Below are 17,027 nucleotides of genomic sequence, written 5' to 3'. Positions count from 1 at the left end.
AAACTATACAGCAATTTAGGTGCTTAATCCACACCAAAACCCTTAAATGGCGCGGATTCCCCGTTAAAAATGTTGCTCTACCGCATTGCCCGAGTAGCTCGTGCCTGCAGACCGTACTCTTCAGGCGCTGGATAATCAATGTGTGCAAGAGCTAATCCATGCGGGGGTGCCATAATGAGTGAGGCATCCCGCTGCGGGTTTTCTAGGCGTTCCCGCAGCCATGTTTGGGTCCGTTTTCCGGTGCCGTAGAGAACTAGTGCCCCTATAAGCGAGCGCACCATATGGTGACAAAAAGCGTCTGCCTCAACTGTCGCTTCAATAACTCCGTCATCATGGCGTGTTAGGTATATACGGCGGAGTTCACGAATCGTCGTAGCTCCCTCACGCGGCTTACAGAACGAGAGAAAATCATGTAGCCCCGTAAGTTCATGAGCTGCCTTGTTAAGATCTTCAAGGTCTAGGCTTTCGGGAATGCACCAGGCATACGCGCGGCGCAGCGGATCGGGGCTACTCCCCTGTCCATCCAGGATGCGGTACGTATACCGCCTGCCGGTCGCTGAAAACCGCGCATCAAAGTCCTGCGGCACGGGCTGTATCTGGTGAAGCACAAGAGATCCTTGAAGAAGCCCGCGCATGCGCTCAGGGATTCCTAGCGTATGTTCTGCCTGCGCCAGGGTTCGTTTCAGAGCACCAGAAACCTTACGTTTGAGCGACTCAGCTGGATCTGCCAGCCCGTCACGCCCGGTAAGTTTCTGCCAGGTTTCGGTGGCAATATCAAGGTGGATAGTTTGCGCCTGCGCATGTACTCCGGCATCGGTACGACCGGCGACCGTCACTCGGTGATGTGTGCGAAGCACCAGCTCCAGCGCATCCTCTAATACACCCTGCACAGTTACCAGATTAGGCTGCCTTGCCCACCCGCTAAACCACGTGCCGTCATAGGCGCAGTCGATACGTACCCGCTGCGTGCCCAGCACGTCCCCATCGCCAGATGATGGCTGCGAGTCCAGGTTGATCCGTGATGCCTGAGGAACAGGCTCTTGTAAGTGATCAGACACAGTAGCTTTCCCCTTTCGCCCTTCAACAATACCTGGTGAATTGCCCAAGAATGTACGTCTGAAACACGCAAAATCCGTCGCCTATGAACCTAGACGACGGATTTTGACAATAAGCTAACGCGTTAGCTGTACTTACTCAGCAGAAACTTTCTGAGCTGCTGCACCACCGGCGGGTGCGTAACCTGCCGCCTCAGCCGACTCAGCGGAGTCAAACCAGATTTCGGCGATGGTGTTTGCATACCAGCGGGAGCCGGGCACGTGGTACTTCATCGAGTCAGCGTTACCCTTGACCTCAAAGCCTTCGGGAGCCTCACCAGATTCTAACGGAGCGTGTGCGCCTGCAGGCAGACCCTCGGTACCTTCAGGCTTAGCGGGCTTAGCTTCTTCCTTAGGTTCAGCCTTTTCAGCTTTTGCCTTCTTTGCTTCAGCCTTAGGAGCCTCGGCAGCCTTCTCAGTAACCTTGGTAGCTTCTGCAACAGCCCCCTTGGTTTCTACAGGCTCCATCACGATTTCGATAACAGCCATAGGTGCGTTATCGCCCTTACGGTTACCGATCTTGGTGATGCGAGTGTAGCCACCGGGACGCTCGGCCATTGCCGGTGCGATTACAGTAAAAAGCTCGTGTACTACGGACTTGTCGGTAATGGATCGCAGCACGCGACGGCGAGCCGCCAAATCGCCCTTCTTACCGAAGGTGATGAAACGTTCAGCCACCGGGCGCATACGCTTTGCCTTAGTCAAGGTGGTGGTGATGCGCTTGTGCTGGAAGAGCTGCGCCGACAGGTTATTGAGCATTAGGCGCTCATGGGTCGGGGAACCGCCGAGGCGGGGACCCTTAGTGGGAGTAGGCATAGTTATTTCTCCATGATTTACGTTCCACCGCCCCAACAACGGGACTTAGGAACCACGTTTACTGATCCCGGAACAACCGGGTGAACTATTCGATCGAAATTTATTCGCCGGAACCGTCTTCGTCATCGTATGCACGAGCAACGGGTTCAAAGCCCGGAGGGGAATCCTTGAGAGCCAGACCAAGCTCATCCAGCTTAGCCTTGACCTCATCAATGGATTTAGCACCGAAGTTACGAATATCCATCAGATCCGCCTCGCTACGAGTCACGAGCTCGCCCACGGTGTGGATACCCTCGCGCTTGAGGCAGTTGTAGGATCGAACGGACATGTTAAGGTCCTCAATCGGCAGAGCCAAATCGGCAGCCATGGACTCGTCGGCAGGCGACGGACCAACCTCGATACCCTCGGCAGCAACGTTGAGCTCACGTGCAAGTCCGAAGAGCTCAACCAGGGTGCTGCCTGCGGATGCGACGGCATCGCGCGGTGCAATGGCTTCCTTGGTTTCGACGTCCAAAGTCAGGCTGTCGAAGTCGGTGCGCTGTTCAACACGGGTTGCGTTAACGCTGAAGGTAACCTTCAGAACCGGGGAGTAAATAGAATCAACCGGAATACGGCCGATCTCTGCATCACCGGTCTTGTTCTGAGCTGCAGACACATAACCGCGACCGCGCTCAATAATCAGTTCGGCATTGAAGTTTGCCTTCGCATTGAGGGTTGCGATGTGCAGTTCCGGGTTGTGAATCTCAACACCGGCAGGTACTTCAATGTCGGCTGCAGTAAGTTCACCCTCGCCCTGCTTACGCAGGTATGCAACTACGGGCTCGTCATTTTCCGAAGAAATCGAGAGCTTCTTGACGTTCAAGATAATCTCGGTGACATCCTCGGTGACTCCGGGAACAGTGCTGAACTCGTGCAGAACACCGTCGATACGAACGCTGGTAACAGCGGCGCCGGGAATGGAGGACAGCAGGGTGCGACGGAGGGAGTTACCCATGGTGTAGCCGAATCCCGGCTCAAGGGGTTCGATGGTGAAGCGCGAACGGTTCGGCGCTACGACCTCTTCAGTCAGAGTGGGGCGCTGTGCAATAAGCACTTTGTTTCCTTTCGGTGAGCTCCGCTATATGAGCCCACAAGTTTGGGAAAACAGATTTTAGGAAGCAGACGGGTGTCTGGACTCTTTGGTGTTATCTGTGAAGACGACAGCCGCAGAGGGATTAGGTATTCGCCTAATTAGACGCGGCGGCGCTTCGGTGGACGGCAACCGTTGTGAGCGACAGGGGTTACGTCCTGAATCGAACCAACCTCTAGGCCTGCTGCCTGCAGAGAGCGGATTGCGGTCTCACGGCCAGAACCGGGGCCCTTTACGAAAACATCAACCTTACGGACGCCGTGTTCCTTAGCACGGTTTGCGGCAGTCTCAGCAGCCAACTGTGCGGCGTAGGGAGTGGACTTACGAGAGCCCTTGAAGCCCATATCACCTGCAGAGGACCACGAGATTACTGCACCGGTGGGATCGGTAATGGAGACGATAGTGTTGTTGAAGGTCGACTTGATGTGAGCCTGACCAGCAACGATGTTCTTGCTGACCTTGCGGCGGGTCTTGCGAGCAGCCGCGGCGCGAGTCTTGGGAGGCATTATTGATTCTCCTACAAAGGTTTTCTAATACGTTGGTCGATACTGATAGTTCGACAGAGCAACGTTGCTTACTTCTTCTTACCTGCGACGGTACGCTTCGGGCCCTTACGGGTGCGTGCGTTGGTCTTGGTGCGCTGACCGTGAACCGGCAGGCCGCGACGGTGACGCAGACCCTGGTAGCTGCCGATTTCAACCTTGCGGCGAATATCGGCTGCAACCTCGCGGCGAAGATCACCTTCAACCTTGTAGTTGCCTTCGATGAAGTCACGAAGTGCCACAAGCTCCTGGTCGGTGAGATCCTTGACGCGAGTGTCAGGGTTCACGCCGGTAGCAGCAAGGGTTTCGTGAGCACGGGTCTTGCCCACGCCGTAAATGTAAGTGAGAGCAACTTCCACGCGCTTTTCGCGGGGAATATCAACTCCAGCGAGACGTGCCATACTGGCTTCTCCTTGTTGGTTTCCAGAGGTCTGTAGCATCACTGCCCGGGTATTTGCCCGGTCCCCGGCCTCTGAGTCCGGAGGTATCCGCATCCTTTATCACTCGATAAACAATGCGGAGCGGTGCCTATGACGATTCCGCCCGCAGGCGGTGTTACGCAGCTACCGTGGGCTTAGCCCTGGCGCTGTTTGTGGCGCGGGTTTTCGCAGATCACCATGACTACGCCATGACGGCGAATCACTTTGCACTTATCGCAGATCGGCTTAACGCTCGGCTTGACCTTCATCGCATTCCTTTTGATTGCAACTTGATAACTGGCGAGATAAGAGGTTCTTACTGGGCAACCAGAAGAACTATTTATCCCTATGAACACGACTTAAACGCCGCCGAAGCGACGTTTAATGATCGGGTTTTACTTATAACGGTAGACGATACGACCACGGGACAGGTCGTAGGGGCTCAGTTCCACTACCACGCGATCCTCAGGCAGGATTCGAATGTAGTGCTGACGCATCTTACCCGAGATGTGCGCGAGAACCTTGTGACCATTGTCTAGCTCAACACGGAACATCGCATTGGGCAAAGCCTCAACCACAGAGCCCTCGATCTCGATGACGCCGTCTTTCTTTGCCATATCCTCCGCTAACGTCGGTGCCCAGAGTTTACGCTCTGAACAGTTCTATCTTCTGATGCTGTATATCTTCACACACTGGTGAAGAGCGTTTTACACCTGCAAAAGGGCGCACTTAACGCTGGTACAAACAGCCAACTATCAACTATACGACATAGTTGCCTTTTAAACAACTGCAGAATAAGGACTATTATCCGGTATGAGGCGCCCCTACTCTTCTTCTTTGGCAGCGAGCTGGCCACATGCACCATCAATATCAGAACCGCGAGTATCGCGAATTGTCGTTGGGATACCGTGTGCCCGCAGACGCTCCACAAAATTCTGCTCCACGCCCTTACGCGATGCTGTCCATTTTGAGCCAGGAGTCGGATTCAACGGAATAGGGTTTACATGCACCCATCCGCGACCGCGCTGCGCGAGCTTTTTCCCCAGCAAATCGGCGCGCCATCCCTGGTCGTTAATATCGCGAATAAGCGCATATTCAATTGAGATGCGCCGCCCGGTCGTGCGGTAATAATCGTATGCGGCATCCAGAGTCTCATCAACCTTCCACCGCTGGTTGATGGGAATAAGCTCATCGCGCAGTTCATCATCCGGCGCGTGCAGCGATAGGGCAAGCGTAATCGGCAGTTTCTCCAGCTCAAACTTGCGGATACCGGGCACCAAACCCACGGTAGACATCGTAAGTCCGCGCGCGGAGATACCCAGTCCCTCGGGAGCGGGATCGATCAGACGGTGCACCGCGCCCATCGTTGATTTATAGTTTGCGAGCGCCTCGCCCATTCCCATAAATACAATATTGGAGACGCGTAGCGGGCGGGTATCTTCCGACCCTCCATCGGCCTTGTCAAGACCCTTCATCTGTTTCAGATATCGTGCCCCAGCAACTACTTGCTCCACGATTTCTGCGGTCGAGAGATTGCGGGTGAGCCCCTGCTGCCCGGTGGCACAAAAGGGGCAGTTCATACCGCATCCAGCCTGCGAGGAAATACACATGGTGACGCGGTTGTCATACCGCATAATGACCGATTCAATAAGCGCCCCATCGAAAAGACGATGTACGACTTTGAGGGTATCCCCGCCGTCAGCTTCTAGGGTTCGCACGGGAGTTAGCAGCTGCGGCATTGCACGGGATACTATCTCGTCACGATCCTGAGCAGGCAGGTCTGTCATCTGCGCCGGATCGTTAACCAGTCGTTCGAAATAGTGCTTTGAGAGCTGCGATGCACGGAAGGGCTGGTATCCCAGTTCCTTGAGGAATTCACGGCGCCCTGCCATATCAAAATCGGCAATATGCTTGGGCGGTTTTGTTCGCCGGGGTGCTTTGAGCGCAATTTTTCCCGGTTCAGGGCGCACGCTTGAAATCTCCACGGGTACTTTGGTGGAGCGCGACGTGGAATCGGTTGAAGCTGCGGCGCAGCCTGTCAGAGTTTCGCTCATATTTTTCCTTCGGGCGTTATAGATGCTCGATGATTGTCAAGGATGCACACCCCAAAATGGGCAGATGCTACTTAGGAATCGGTACGGGGATAATGCCGAAGCGTGCCAGTTCAGAGGCTCCCCCATCTTCTGCGGTTAGAACCCACAGGCCATCTCGATGCACGGCAACCGAGTGCTCCCATTGGCAGGCATCCGATCCATCGGTTGTAATGACTGTCCAGTCATCCTCAAGTACGGTGGTATCGGTATTCCCCGTTACAAGCATGGGTTCGATTGCAAATGCCATGCCAGGTTTAATTTTTGGGCCGAGATCACGGGCGGCGTAGTTCAGCACGTCGGGCGCCATATGCATGTGGGTACCGATGCCGTGGCCTACATAGTCTTCGATGATACCGTATGTATTCCCGGTTTCGCTGCGCACGAATTCTTCGATTGCAATCCCAACCTCGCCGATTTTCTTTGCGTGTGCCAGTGCTGCGATACCGTGCCAGAGGGCTTCCCGGGTTATATCGGATAGGTCTCGGCGGGCCTGTGAAGTATTTCCAACCAATACAGTTCGTGCAGAATCGCCGTGCCACTGCTTCTTAGTAGCCGGGTCAATAATATAGGCGCCTCCATCAATGGAGATAATATCGCCGTCTTGAAGGATACAGTCACCGGGTATGCCATGTACCACCTCATGATTCACAGAGGTGCAGATACTTGCAGGGTAGTCATAATAACCATAAAAGTTCGAGGTTCCGCCTTGTTCTTCTAGACTGCGCTCGAAAACTTTATTGAGCTCTGCGGTACTCACTCCGGGCTTTGCAGCCGCAACTGCCTCATCCAACGCACGGCTGGTTATAATGCCTGCGCGCGACATGTGGTGTAATTCGGTATTAGTTTTGACCTCTACACGTGCCATAGGGTTCCTTCTCGTTCTGAGTCCTAAGAGCATTGCCGTATCACCATTACTGCGGCAGTGCGTTCATGCAGCTGCGCCCCCGCACGATGACGGAGGCGCAGCTTATAATGTATATCCCTAAGATAGGGCTTTAAGAATACGTTCGGTCACGTCGGCAATCTCGCCTAAACCGTTAACCTCTTTGACGATACCGCGTTCACGATAAATCGCGATCAGCGGTGCGGTTTCTTCTTCATACACCTTCAAGCGATGGCGAATGACCTCTTCATTATCGTCGGTGCGCCCCTGCTCGGCAGCTCGGTTGAGCAGTCGGGCAACAAGCTCATCATTATCTGCAACGAGCAAAAGTACACGATCAATCTGCTGGTTTTTATCCGCAAGGATAGCATCAAGCTCGTGAACCTGAGCGATGTTGCGGGGGTATCCGTCGAGAAGGAAACCGTGTGCCGCATCGGCTTCGTCAAGGCGAGCACGCACCATATTGTTCGTAACAGAATCGGGCACGAGGTTGCCGGAGTCAATATACGACTTCGCTTCCTTACCGAGCTCGGTCTCTTCCTTAATGTTCTTCCGGAAAATATCGCCGGTCGAAATCGCGGGAATCTTCAGCTCCTCAGCAATCTTGACGGCCTGAGTGCCTTTACCGGCACCGGGAGGGCCTATGATCAGAAGACGGTTCATCGAAGCAATCCTTCATAGTTTCGTTGTTGAAGCTGGGCGCTGACCTGCTTGAGAGTATCAAGACCAACACCCACCACGATCAGCAGCGATGCACCGCCGAACGGGAAGTTCTGGTTTGCGTTGAAGAGAACCAACGCAACAAGCGGAATCATGGAAACCACAGCGAGGTAAAGCGAACCCGGCAGTGTAATGCGGGTTAGCACATAGCTGAGGTAACGTTCAGTGGGCTTACCCGCGCGAACACCCGGAATAAAGCCGCCATATTTCTTCATATTGTCTGCAACCTCGACCGGATCGAAAGTCACCGCAACATAGAAATACGTGAATCCAAGAATCAGCAGGAAGTACAGAGCGATGTACAGCGGATGATCGCCCCTCGTAAGGTAAGTATTTACCCAGTTCACCCATTCGGGGGGTGCTGCACCGCCCTGTGGTGTATTGAACTGCGCGATAATACCAGGCAAAGTCAGCAGTGAGGAGGCAAAGATGATGGGAATAACGCCCGCCATATTGACTTTGAGCGGAATATAGGTGCTGGTACCGCCAATAGTACGGCGACCAATCATGCGTTTAGCGTATTGCACGGGAACGCGGCGTACAGACTGCTCCACGTAGACCACAGCAAGCATCACGGCAAGGCCCACAAGGCACACGGACCAGAAGACGAACGGACCCTGCTGTTCCAGGATTGAGCCCAGAGCATTCGGGAATGAGGAAGCAATTGAGGTGAAGATAAGCAAAGACATGCCATTGCCCACGCCGCGCTCAGTAATTTGCTCTCCCATCCACATGATGACGCCGGTACCGGCACACAGAGTAATGATAATAACCAGGATGTGCAGCACATCGTCTTGCGGGATAATACCGGGGCAGTTCCCCAGAAGCACGCCAGAGCGTGCCATAGACACAATCGTGGTAGCGTTGAGAAGCGCAAGAGCGATAGTGAGATAACGGGTGTATTGAGTGAGTTTGGCCTGTCCCTGAGCCCCTTCATCGTGCAGCTCTTGGAAACGAGGAATGACCACGCGCAACAGCTGAATAATAATGCTTGCCGTAATGTAGGGCATCACACCCAGCGCGAAGATAGAAAGCTGTAGGAGTGCACCACCGCTGAACAGGTTGATGATGTCGTAGGCGCCACCGTGAGTTTGGTTGGCGTTAAGACACTGCTGAACCGTGCCGTAGGAAATACCAGGGGCGGGAATGAAGGTGCCCATACGGTACAGCACAATCATGCCTAGGGTAAACAGCAGCTTACGTCGCAGGTCGGCGGTCTTAATGACTCGCCCGAACGCGCTAAGCACATGTCCTCCTGAAGATCTTGGGGTATGTATTCGCTAACACAGATGTTAGGAACACGCTAAACACATACCTTCCAGTCTAGCCTGTTCACCGGTGTTGTCGATAACCACGGCGCGAGATATGTGTATTTTGTATTCTGTGAGCGTTATTTAAGATGAATTTTCTAGAATTTCTGAGACGTTAAATACATCATAAAAGCTTTAATGCAGACTCTTGCTGCTCAAAGAAGATGGCCCCCGCCTCATGTGCGGGAGCCATCTAGTGAGTCTGAAGACTACTTAACGGTTACAGAACCGCCTGCCGCCTCAATCTTAGAGATTGCGGATGCAGAAGCCTTATCAACCACAACGTTCACCTTAACGGTGATGTCGCCGTCGCCCAGAACCTTCACAAGCTCGTTCTTACGAACGGCGCCCTTAGCGACTAGGGCCTCGACGGTGACCTCGCCACCTTCGGGGAACAGTTCCTGAATGCGCTTCAGGTTAACAACCTGGTACTCGGTACGGAACGGGTTCTTGAATCCGCGCAGCTTCGGCAGGCGCATGTGCAACGGAAGTTGACCGCCCTCGAAGCCTGGACGAACCTGGTAACGAGCCTTGGTACCTTTGGTACCGCGACCTGCGGTCTTACCCTTGGAGCCTTCACCGCGGCCTACGCGGGTCTTTGCCTTGTGGGCACCCGGTGCCGGGCGCAGATCGTGAATCTTGATAGCGTCTGCCATCTTACTTGACCTCCTCAACCTTCACCAGGTGAGCAACGGTGTTAACCATGCCAACGGTGACGGGGTCGGCAGTGCGCACTACCTTGTTGCCCGGGCGCTTCAGACCGAGGGAACGTAGGGTGTCGCGCATATTCTGCTTCTGACCAACATAGGATTTAACCTGGGTAATTTCCAGCTTTGCGTCGCTGGGCTGAATACGCTTAGCCATTACGCACCTGCCTTATCGGACTTGGTGTTGCGCAGGTAGCTGGGGATAACCTCATCGTTGGGCAGACCACGACGGGCTGCAACTGCCAGAGGCTCTTCCAGTTGCTTGAGTGCTGCAACGGTTGCGTGAACAATGTTGATCTGGTTCGAGGAACCGAGAGACTTCGACAGCACATCATGGATACCTGCTGCTTCGAGCACTGCACGCACCGGACCACCAGCGATCACACCGGTACCAGCGGTTGCCGGGCGGAGCATCACAACGCCTGCTGCTTCCTCACCCTGTACGCGGTGGGGAATGGTGCGGTTCTCGATGCGAGGTACACGGAAGAAGTTCTTCTTAGCTTCCTCAACACCCTTGGCAATAGCTGCTGGAACTTCCTTAGCCTTGCCGTAGCCAACGCCGACCATACCGTTGCCGTCACCGACAACTACCAGAGCGGTGAAGCTGAAGCGACGACCGCCCTTAACGACCTTGGACACACGGTTGATGGTTACCACGCGCTCGATGTACTTATCTTTTTCCTCCTCGCGTGCGCGGTTCTTACGATCACCGCGACCGCGACGCTCGCCGCGGCTGTTGCGGCGCTCTTCGCGCTGCTTGGAAGTCTCAGCGGTTTCAGCTGCTACTGCTTCGCTCACCTGAGTTTCCTTTACGTTCTGTTCGCTCATTAGAGTGCCAGACCTCCTTCACGTGCGCCATCAGCAACTGCTGCAACACGACCGTGGTATTTGTTGCCGCCGCGGTCAAACACGACAGTTTCAATACCGGCTGCCTTAGCGCGCTCTGCTATAAGCTCACCAACGCGCTTTGCTTTAGCGGTCTTGTCCAGATCGGTTGCGGCACGAAGCTCTGCTTCCATAGTGGAGGCGGAGGCCAGGGTCACGCCCTTGACATCGTCGATAACCTGAACGAACATGTGACGGCTCGAACGGGTGACGCACAGGCGCGGACGCGCAGCGGTACCCGAAACATACTTGCGGATGCGAGCGTGACGGCGTGCACGCTGCGATGCCTTCGACTTGATAGCCATGTTTACTTACCAGCCTTTCCGACCTTGCGGCGGATGTGCTCACCTGCGTAGCGAACACCCTTGCCCTTATAGGGATCGGGCTTACGCAGACCACGAATGTTTGCTGCAACCTGACCGACGAGCTGCTTATCGATACCCGAAATGGTCAGCTTGTTAGCGCCTTCCACGGCGAAGGAAACACCTTCGGGTGCAGAAACGCTAATCGGGTGGGAGTAACCTAGAGCGAATTCCAGGTCGTTACCCTTCGCGGTCACACGGTAACCGGTACCAACAATTTCCAGCTTCTTCTCATAGCCGTTGGTCACACCGATAATCATGTTCTGAATCAGGGTACGAGTCAGACCATGCAGCGAGCGAGAAACACGCTCGTCGTTCGGGCGCGATACCGCGATTTCATTGTCGTTTAGAGCAACAGTAATGGGGGAAGCCACCTGGTGGCTTAGCTCACCCTTGGAACCTTTAACGGTCACCAGGTTGCCATCGACCTTTACCTCAACGCCGGCTGGAACCGAGATGGGGAGACGTCCAATACGTGACATTCTTCTCTTCCTTTCTCTTCTAACCGACTACCAGATGTAGGCGAGAACTTCGCCGCCCACACCCTTCTTCGCAGCCTGCTTATCAGTGAGCAGACCCGAGGAGGTGGACAGAATAGCGGTACCGAGACCACCCAGAACCCGAGGCAGGTTCGTGGACTTTGCGTATGTACGCAGGCCCGGCTTGGAAATACGACGCACGCCAGCGATGGAACGCTCGCGGGACGGACCGTACTTAAGAACGAGGGTCAGGGTCTTGCCAACCTTTGCTTCCTCTTCCTTAACATCGGCAATGTAGCCCTCAGCCTTCAGGATCTCGGCGATGCGAGCCTTGAGCTTCGAGTAGGGCATAGATACGGTGTCGTGGTATGCGGAGTTTGCGTTGCGCAAACGGGTCAGCATATCTGCGACCGGATCAGTCATAGTCATTTTGGGCTGTAGCCCTTCCTCGTTGCGGTTTCCCTAATCTGCGGTAACAGACTCTGGACCTGCAACGTAGTCGTTAGTTGGTCTTGAACGGGAAGCCCAGTGCCTTAAGCATGGCACGGCCTTCATCGTCGGTCTTGGCGCTGGTCACCACAGTGATATCCATACCACGCACGCGGTCGATCGAATCCTGATCGATTTCGTGGAACATGGACTGCTCGGTGAGGCCGAAGGTGTAGTTGCCGTTACCGTCGAACTGGCGATCGGAAAGACCGCGGAAATCGCGGATACGGGGCAGAGCCAGGGTAACCAGGCGGTCCAGGAACTCCCACATGCGGTCGCCACGCAGGGTAACGTGTGCGCCGATTGGCATGCCTTCACGCAGTTTGAACTGTGCGATGGATTTCTTGGCACGGGTTACAACCGGCTTCTGACCGGTAATAGCGGTGAGATCGCGGATAGCGCCGTCCATGAGCTTTGCATCGCGAGCTGCCTCGCCAACACCCATGTTTACAACGACCTTAACGAACTTCGGGGTCTGCATGACGTTCTGGTATTTGAACTCTTCCTGCAGCGCGGGGACGACAACCTCAGCGTACTTGGTCTTAAAGCGGGGGGTAATCTTGGTCTCGCTCATTAGATATCCTTCCCCGAACGCTTAGCAACGCGCACGCGAACGGTACGCTGCTTGCCATTACGCTCTACAGTCTCTTCGCGGAAACCAACACGGGTCGGCTTCTCGGTCTCAGGATCAACGATTGCCACGTTCGAAACGTGAATCGGTGCCTCCACCTTCTGAATACCGCCTGCTGCGCCGGTTACGGGGTTTGCCTTGGTGTGCTTGGTGACGACCTTAACGCCCTCAACAATCACGCGGTTTTCCTTAGGGATAACCTTCAGAACTTTGCCCTGCTTACCCTTGTCTGCACCGGAAATAACCTGAACCAGGTCGCCGGACTTGATCTTAGCCATAAGTTAGAGCACCTCCGGAGCCAGCGAAACAATCTTCATGAACTTCTTATCGCGAAGTTCACGACCAACGGGACCAAAGATACGGGTACCACGGGGATCACCATCAGTGTTCTTCAGAATAACTGCTGAGTTCTCGTCGAACTTGATGTAGGATCCGTCTGCGCGACGGGTTGCCTTCTTGGTACGGACGACGACTGCTTTCACAACGTCACCCTTTTTAACAGTGCCGCCAGGAATTGCATCCTTGACGGTTGCGACGATAATATCGCCGATGCCTGCGTAGCGACGCGAGGAACCACCAAGCACACGGATGGTCAGGATTTCCTTCGCACCAGTGTTATCGGCGACCTTCAGTCGCGACTCCTGCTGAATCATATTTCTCCTGTCGTCTCGCCGGTTCCGACTCGCCTTCAGGCGCGAGCCAGCCTTGCGGAACATTTTTACGGGATTGATTGACGCCCCGGGCCCACAGCATCATAAGGATGCGCGGGTTAGCGGAAACGCCTGGGGTAACCCATGCCAGGAACATTTGGACCCGCGTAAGCGGGCGTATCCACCCGTTATAGCGGCATTATGCACTGGCACGAGAAACCCGTGGTTATGAGACTATATCTGGGTATAGCCACACAGTCTTAAAACTTTACCGGAATTTTCCTGATATTTCAAAGGATTTATCGTGAGGCATAGCGCATTATATCGGGCTTCAATGCATACATTCTCAGGTTATTAGAAGACAGCGCGGGGGTATCCACTGAATGGCACCGCCTTGCGGTCACCCTAACCGTCGCATCGGGAGTATCATTGTCAGACTCTTCAGGTTCCCCTTAGGTAAGTTCCTACCAGCACCATAACGCAACATAATCTATAAAACACCCGCAGCTCTGTACTTCCTGAATGAAACTGGCTCATGACGCTTAAGACTCGTGTACCTGCATATTAGACACATTACGGATATAAAGGTAGATAACTTCATGAATTAACAAGATTTTTTCTCTTTTACTCGCGAACATGATGCAAAATCTAACAGTTTGCATCATAATGGTTAAGACGCTTGCGTCATTTTACAGGTTCGGCTCTTATCAGACAGATTTCTTGGGTCCCATATTCCTTGCTAGTCCGTCTGCAGGAGCCGAACCGCTTTTAACTGTCAAATAACGCCGCCACCGTCGAAGGTCGCGGCGTTATTCTCTACTATTTAGGCAAAATAGCAGCGGTACTCACTCAAGATCATGGTTTTCTCATGCCCACATTCACTTAAGCAATGAATCCATCTCAAGTACTCCAAATAACAGTAACAAGACGGCGCCCACCCCACGACCATGGGGTAAGCACCGCCTCAGTAACCACGTATTCGCTTGTGTCGCCTCTTATTTATTTGACGGCGAATCGGTGGATGAAAGCTGCCATCGCAGCACGCTGGATAGGCTCGTTCGGACGGAAAGTGCCGTCACCCCAGCCAGTCGTGATGTGCTGGTCTTTAAACCAGGAAATCTCGCGGTAGAACGGATTATTGCGATCGACATCCTTGAACTGAGGAGTCTGCGGTGCCTCATAGTTTGTCACCTTCGCATAACGGAAGAAGAAAGCCGCCATCGCTCCACGATTTACCGATGCATTGGGACGGTAGGATCCATCCTCATATCCGGTTGTAATGCCCTGTTGAGACATCCACACAATCTCTTTATAGAAAGGATGTGACGAATCGACATCTTTAAAAGGTGAGGTCTCAGGAAGTGCTACCTCAGGAGAGCCCGCCATGCGGTAAAAATATGCTGCCATAGCCCCACGATCTACCGGCTGCTGGGGGTGATAGGTACCATCAGCCCACCCAAAAGAAAGCCGCTGATGCGCCAACCACTGAATATCGGCGTAAAAGGGATACCCTTCAGGAACATCCGAGAAAACGGGGGTATCACCATTAGAGGTTTGTGAGGGAGCAGTGCTGGTGCCCCTAGGATATACAACGCCTGCTGTTGAAGTCGTGGCGACAACCTGCTGAGTCTGCACGGGATCACACTGAGGGATGTTTGGAACAGGAGTAAACGTCGGAGTAATCTTGACAAGGGAATTTACCACGATCGGAGTATCTGCCCCGTTCTCACCCTTGGGTTCAGTGCTTGCCGCCTCTTTAAATTTACCCGTGGTGGGATCCAGCGTGTACCCGGTCGTCACGTTATCGGCAAACTTGTCTCTGACAACCGCGTAGACTTCGCCTTCGGGGGTTACGAGAACGTCGTTAGCTCCACCTTCTGCACCCGTGCTCACTTCATGCGTGATGGAACCAGTACGGCCGTCAATAACTCCAATCTTTCCGGTGGCAAAATCGGTAGCGTAAACCACGTCATGCTCTTCGTCGGCAGTAACCGCAAGCGTCTGCTTCCCGAAGTTAATGCTCTTCTTATATTCGCCCGTCTTCAAATCGTAAACCGTGACACCGGAGTTTCCCTTAGAAACTTTCGTCTCACGGTCCATATCCCCCTGGGACGACACATAGATTTCACCCAGAGACTTATCAATCGTTACGTCGGAGGGACGCAGCTGCGCGTCCGCCACTTCTTTATGCAGCTCGATAGTCTGCTCTACGGCGAGAGTTTCGGTATTAATAACCTTCAACGTTCCCGAATTCAGCGAAGGTACGTAGAGGCGACCGCCTTCGGAATCCAGCTCCATATTCATACCCGTATCAGCAGAGCCATCGGACCTAGTAAAGTTAATCTTCTGAATAACCTGGTGGCTCTTCAGGTCAAACACAGTAACGCCGCCAGAACCAGATACGAATGCTTTCCCTGACTTCGCATCAACCTTAACCTCACGAGGACGCGATACAGCCCCGTTTTCCGGATTCTGCGCATCGTAGCTGGTCCACAGTTCCTTCTTGGTGTACAGATCGTACACGGTTACCGAGTTGGTACGAGTCTGGGTTACCCAGATGGTGCCGTGTGCATCATCAATCGCAATACCGTCAGGAGAAGCAAGCTGCTTACTTGTCGCTTCGGTCTGCCCGCTGGGTACAAAATCTACGGTTCCCGGCAGCATAACTTCATCGAGGGTTGGGATTTCGCCGTAGGTTGTCCACACCCCAACGCCGCCGGTGTAAACGGGCGGACGTCCATTTGAGAATGTTGTATAAAGGTTCCGGGTGTAGTTGGAATATGCCAGCTGATATTCGCCCGGAAGCCCCTGGTATCGATCAGCGGTGATCGCAATATTACGGCAACCAGAACTGGTGTCGTGGGGAGCGGGCTGTTGCTCATTAGCAAACGATGCAGGTATCGCGCTTAACGATGCCACCACAAGCGATACGGTTCCAGCAGATGCTAGTGCTCTCTGCGTGGGTCGAGATACGCCGTGATTAGATGAAGGAGTCATGTCTGTGTTCCTCAGTATGCAGTGTGTCGGAGGGCATAACGCCCTAGAGGCTCACTAATCAGCGAAACCACGTCAAATATAGGTTTTACTTAGTAAGCGTACCTTAGATAGTAAGCAATACTAGAGCGGATTTTCAACCATATTCAAAAAGTAAAGTTTTCATAAAGTACTGTGAACATATTTCGTTTCATCATCTGTACATCTTTCATATAAGAGACGTATAGAACATAGAGGTAGGGCCTCTCCCCCACGGAATTATGGGGAAGAGGCCCTACCTCATATAGTGCTCAAGCAGAGTCCCAGGTGCTTACTTAGCTTTCTCTAGGATCTCCACGACACGCCAACGCTTGGTAGCGGACAGCGGACGGGTCTCTGCCAACAGAACATAGTCACCAACACCGCAGACATTCTGCTCGTCGTGTGCCTTGATCTTAGAGCTACGGCGCATAACCTTGCCGTAGAGTGCGTGCTTCACGCGATCCTCGACCTCGACGACAACGGTCTTGTCCATCTTGTCGGAGACAACGTAGCCGCGGCGGGACTTACGGTAGCCGCGCTCTTCGTTCTTTACTTCACTCACTTGGACTCACCTTCGGTTGCGGGACGAATACCGAGCTCGCGCTCACGCAGCACGGTGTAGATACGTGCGATATCACGCTTGATGGTGCGGCGACGACCAGCGTTAGCCTGACCGGTGACTTCCTGGAAACGGATGTTGAAGAGTTCCTTCTTCGATTCGCTCAGCTTTGCAGCCAGCTCTTCGTTGGAGAGCTCTGCGAGCTTATCGATGCTCAGATCCTTGGATCCAACTGCCATCTCGC

At 53.8% G+C, this 17,027-nt stretch carries 23 protein-coding genes; all 23 read right to left on the bottom strand.

Features of this window, described 5'->3' with window-relative positions; genetic code table 11:
* Positions 1-77 precede the first annotated feature (77 nt).
* Positions 78-974: a tRNA pseudouridine(38-40) synthase TruA gene (gene truA, locus HMPREF2609_RS00890; RefSeq protein WP_210391443.1), complete on the bottom strand. Its 897-nt coding sequence runs from the start codon at positions 972-974 to the stop codon at positions 78-80.
* Positions 975-1,190: 216 nt separating this feature from the next.
* Positions 1,191-1,910: a 50S ribosomal protein L17, sunset domain variant gene (rplQ, locus tag HMPREF2609_RS00885; RefSeq protein ID WP_048751168.1), complete on the bottom strand. Its 720-nt coding sequence runs from the start codon at positions 1,908-1,910 to the stop codon at positions 1,191-1,193.
* A 100-nt stretch (positions 1,911-2,010) separates the two neighbouring features.
* The gene (locus HMPREF2609_RS00880; protein ID WP_070534493.1) at positions 2,011-3,003 is read right to left on the bottom strand and encodes a DNA-directed RNA polymerase subunit alpha; all 993 of its coding nucleotides are present in this window, start codon (positions 3,001-3,003) and stop codon (positions 2,011-2,013) included.
* 137 nt (positions 3,004-3,140) lie between these two features.
* Complete coding sequence (gene rpsK / locus HMPREF2609_RS00875; RefSeq protein WP_004005255.1) at positions 3,141-3,545, bottom strand: 30S ribosomal protein S11; 405 nt, start codon at positions 3,543-3,545, stop codon at positions 3,141-3,143.
* A 68-nt stretch (positions 3,546-3,613) separates the two neighbouring features.
* Positions 3,614-3,982 carry a 30S ribosomal protein S13 gene (gene rpsM, locus HMPREF2609_RS00870; RefSeq protein WP_005505026.1) on the bottom strand — a complete coding sequence of 123 codons (369 nt, stop codon included), beginning with the start codon at positions 3,980-3,982 and terminating at the stop codon, positions 3,614-3,616.
* A 173-nt stretch (positions 3,983-4,155) separates the two neighbouring features.
* On the bottom strand, positions 4,156-4,269 hold the full coding sequence (gene rpmJ / locus HMPREF2609_RS00865; RefSeq protein ID WP_004005257.1) for a 50S ribosomal protein L36: 114 nt from the start codon (positions 4,267-4,269) through the stop codon (positions 4,156-4,158).
* A gap of 126 nt (positions 4,270-4,395) precedes the next feature.
* Positions 4,396-4,617 (bottom strand): translation initiation factor IF-1, encoded by a 222-nt coding sequence (gene infA / locus HMPREF2609_RS00860; protein WP_005505018.1) that lies wholly within the window; start codon positions 4,615-4,617, stop codon positions 4,396-4,398.
* A gap of 207 nt (positions 4,618-4,824) precedes the next feature.
* Positions 4,825-6,054 (bottom strand): 23S rRNA (adenine(2503)-C(2))-methyltransferase RlmN, encoded by a 1,230-nt coding sequence (gene rlmN, locus HMPREF2609_RS00855; protein ID WP_004005259.1) that lies wholly within the window; start codon positions 6,052-6,054, stop codon positions 4,825-4,827.
* Positions 6,055-6,121: 67 nt separating this feature from the next.
* Entirely contained in the window at positions 6,122-6,958 is an 837-nt protein-coding gene (gene map, locus HMPREF2609_RS00850) for a type I methionyl aminopeptidase (RefSeq protein WP_070449032.1), read from the bottom strand.
* A 117-nt stretch (positions 6,959-7,075) separates the two neighbouring features.
* On the bottom strand, positions 7,076-7,639 hold the full coding sequence (locus tag HMPREF2609_RS00845) for an adenylate kinase (RefSeq protein ID WP_048779670.1): 564 nt from the start codon (positions 7,637-7,639) through the stop codon (positions 7,076-7,078).
* The gene (secY, locus tag HMPREF2609_RS00840; protein ID WP_013397608.1) at positions 7,636-8,943 is read right to left on the bottom strand and encodes a preprotein translocase subunit SecY; all 1,308 of its coding nucleotides are present in this window, start codon (positions 8,941-8,943) and stop codon (positions 7,636-7,638) included. The genes HMPREF2609_RS00845 and secY overlap by 4 nt, the downstream gene beginning before the upstream one ends.
* Before the next feature lie 272 nt (positions 8,944-9,215).
* Positions 9,216-9,662 (bottom strand): 50S ribosomal protein L15, encoded by a 447-nt coding sequence (rplO, locus tag HMPREF2609_RS00835; protein WP_013397609.1) that lies wholly within the window; start codon positions 9,660-9,662, stop codon positions 9,216-9,218.
* Between the two features lies 1 nt (position 9,663).
* Positions 9,664-9,870, bottom strand: coding sequence for a 50S ribosomal protein L30 (rpmD, locus tag HMPREF2609_RS00830; RefSeq protein ID WP_004005265.1), 207 nt, complete (start codon positions 9,868-9,870; stop codon positions 9,664-9,666).
* Positions 9,870-10,511: a 30S ribosomal protein S5 gene (gene rpsE / locus HMPREF2609_RS00825; RefSeq protein ID WP_179291529.1), complete on the bottom strand. Its 642-nt coding sequence runs from the start codon at positions 10,509-10,511 to the stop codon at positions 9,870-9,872. Before rpsE ends, rpmD begins: the two co-directional genes overlap by 1 nt.
* Before the next feature lie 29 nt (positions 10,512-10,540).
* Entirely contained in the window at positions 10,541-10,903 is a 363-nt protein-coding gene (gene rplR, locus HMPREF2609_RS00820; RefSeq protein WP_070534491.1) for a 50S ribosomal protein L18, read from the bottom strand.
* 2 nt (positions 10,904-10,905) lie between these two features.
* On the bottom strand, positions 10,906-11,442 hold the full coding sequence (rplF, locus tag HMPREF2609_RS00815) for a 50S ribosomal protein L6 (RefSeq protein ID WP_004005272.1): 537 nt from the start codon (positions 11,440-11,442) through the stop codon (positions 10,906-10,908).
* 27 nt (positions 11,443-11,469) lie between these two features.
* On the bottom strand, positions 11,470-11,868 hold the full coding sequence (gene rpsH, locus HMPREF2609_RS00810) for a 30S ribosomal protein S8 (RefSeq protein WP_004005273.1): 399 nt from the start codon (positions 11,866-11,868) through the stop codon (positions 11,470-11,472).
* 73 nt (positions 11,869-11,941) lie between these two features.
* Positions 11,942-12,502 carry a 50S ribosomal protein L5 gene (gene rplE / locus HMPREF2609_RS00805; protein ID WP_004005274.1) on the bottom strand — a complete coding sequence of 187 codons (561 nt, stop codon included), beginning with the start codon at positions 12,500-12,502 and terminating at the stop codon, positions 11,942-11,944.
* The gene (rplX, locus tag HMPREF2609_RS00800) at positions 12,502-12,837 is read right to left on the bottom strand and encodes a 50S ribosomal protein L24 (protein ID WP_004005275.1); all 336 of its coding nucleotides are present in this window, start codon (positions 12,835-12,837) and stop codon (positions 12,502-12,504) included. The genes rplE and rplX overlap by 1 nt, the downstream gene beginning before the upstream one ends.
* A gap of 3 nt (positions 12,838-12,840) precedes the next feature.
* Positions 12,841-13,212, bottom strand: coding sequence for a 50S ribosomal protein L14 (gene rplN / locus HMPREF2609_RS00795; protein ID WP_004005276.1), 372 nt, complete (start codon positions 13,210-13,212; stop codon positions 12,841-12,843).
* Between the two features lie 996 nt (positions 13,213-14,208).
* Positions 14,209-16,206: an S-layer homology domain-containing protein gene (locus tag HMPREF2609_RS00790; protein WP_070449036.1), complete on the bottom strand. Its 1,998-nt coding sequence runs from the start codon at positions 16,204-16,206 to the stop codon at positions 14,209-14,211.
* A gap of 307 nt (positions 16,207-16,513) precedes the next feature.
* Positions 16,514-16,786 (bottom strand): 30S ribosomal protein S17, encoded by a 273-nt coding sequence (gene rpsQ / locus HMPREF2609_RS00785; RefSeq protein WP_004005278.1) that lies wholly within the window; start codon positions 16,784-16,786, stop codon positions 16,514-16,516.
* The gene (rpmC, locus tag HMPREF2609_RS00780) at positions 16,783-17,022 is read right to left on the bottom strand and encodes a 50S ribosomal protein L29 (protein WP_013397613.1); all 240 of its coding nucleotides are present in this window, start codon (positions 17,020-17,022) and stop codon (positions 16,783-16,785) included. Before rpmC ends, rpsQ begins: the two co-directional genes overlap by 4 nt.
* Positions 17,023-17,027 lie beyond the last annotated feature (5 nt).

The organism is Rothia sp. HMSC058E10, assembly GCF_001809415.1.
Lineage (GTDB): Bacteria > Actinomycetota > Actinomycetes > Actinomycetales > Micrococcaceae > Rothia > Rothia dentocariosa.
The sequence above is the reverse complement of the archived record's forward strand: the minus strand, read 5'-3'. Positions and strand labels throughout refer to the sequence as shown.

What these genes read in the sequence shown, in the direction of transcription:
- rplQ (WP_048751168.1), bottom strand. Translation starts at nt 1,910, where the DNA reads ATGCCTACTCCCACTAAGGGTCCCCGCCTCGGCGGTTCCCCGACCCAT.
- rpsK (WP_004005255.1), bottom strand. Translation starts at nt 3,545, where the DNA reads ATGCCTCCCAAGACTCGCGCCGCGGCTGCTCGCAAGACCCGCCGCAAG.
- rpsM (WP_005505026.1), bottom strand. Translation starts at nt 3,982, where the DNA reads ATGGCACGTCTCGCTGGAGTTGATATTCCCCGCGAAAAGCGCGTGGAA.
- rpmJ (WP_004005257.1), bottom strand. Translation starts at nt 4,269, where the DNA reads ATGAAGGTCAAGCCGAGCGTTAAGCCGATCTGCGATAAGTGCAAAGTG.
- infA (WP_005505018.1), bottom strand. Translation starts at nt 4,617, where the DNA reads ATGGCAAAGAAAGACGGCGTCATCGAGATCGAGGGCTCTGTGGTTGAG.
- rlmN (WP_004005259.1), bottom strand. Translation starts at nt 6,054, where the DNA reads ATGAGCGAAACTCTGACAGGCTGCGCCGCAGCTTCAACCGATTCCACG.
- map (WP_070449032.1), bottom strand. Translation starts at nt 6,958, where the DNA reads ATGGCACGTGTAGAGGTCAAAACTAATACCGAATTACACCACATGTCG.
- HMPREF2609_RS00845 (WP_048779670.1), bottom strand. Translation starts at nt 7,639, where the DNA reads ATGAACCGTCTTCTGATCATAGGCCCTCCCGGTGCCGGTAAAGGCACT.
- rplO (WP_013397609.1), bottom strand. Translation starts at nt 9,662, where the DNA reads ATGGCAGACGCTATCAAGATTCACGATCTGCGCCCGGCACCGGGTGCC.
- rpmD (WP_004005265.1), bottom strand. Translation starts at nt 9,870, where the DNA reads ATGGCTAAGCGTATTCAGCCCAGCGACGCAAAGCTGGAAATTACCCAG.
- rplR (WP_070534491.1), bottom strand. Translation starts at nt 10,903, where the DNA reads ATGGCTATCAAGTCGAAGGCATCGCAGCGTGCACGCCGTCACGCTCGC.
- rplF (WP_004005272.1), bottom strand. Translation starts at nt 11,442, where the DNA reads ATGTCACGTATTGGACGTCTCCCCATCTCGGTTCCAGCCGGCGTTGAG.
- rpsH (WP_004005273.1), bottom strand. Translation starts at nt 11,868, where the DNA reads ATGACTATGACTGATCCGGTCGCAGATATGCTGACCCGTTTGCGCAAC.
- rplE (WP_004005274.1), bottom strand. Translation starts at nt 12,502, where the DNA reads ATGAGCGAGACCAAGATTACCCCCCGCTTTAAGACCAAGTACGCTGAG.
- rplX (WP_004005275.1), bottom strand. Translation starts at nt 12,837, where the DNA reads ATGGCTAAGATCAAGTCCGGCGACCTGGTTCAGGTTATTTCCGGTGCA.
- rplN (WP_004005276.1), bottom strand. Translation starts at nt 13,212, where the DNA reads ATGATTCAGCAGGAGTCGCGACTGAAGGTCGCCGATAACACTGGTGCG.
- HMPREF2609_RS00790 (WP_070449036.1), bottom strand. Translation starts at nt 16,206, where the DNA reads ATGACTCCTTCATCTAATCACGGCGTATCTCGACCCACGCAGAGAGCA.
- rpmC (WP_013397613.1), bottom strand. Translation starts at nt 17,022, where the DNA reads ATGGCAGTTGGATCCAAGGATCTGAGCATCGATAAGCTCGCAGAGCTC.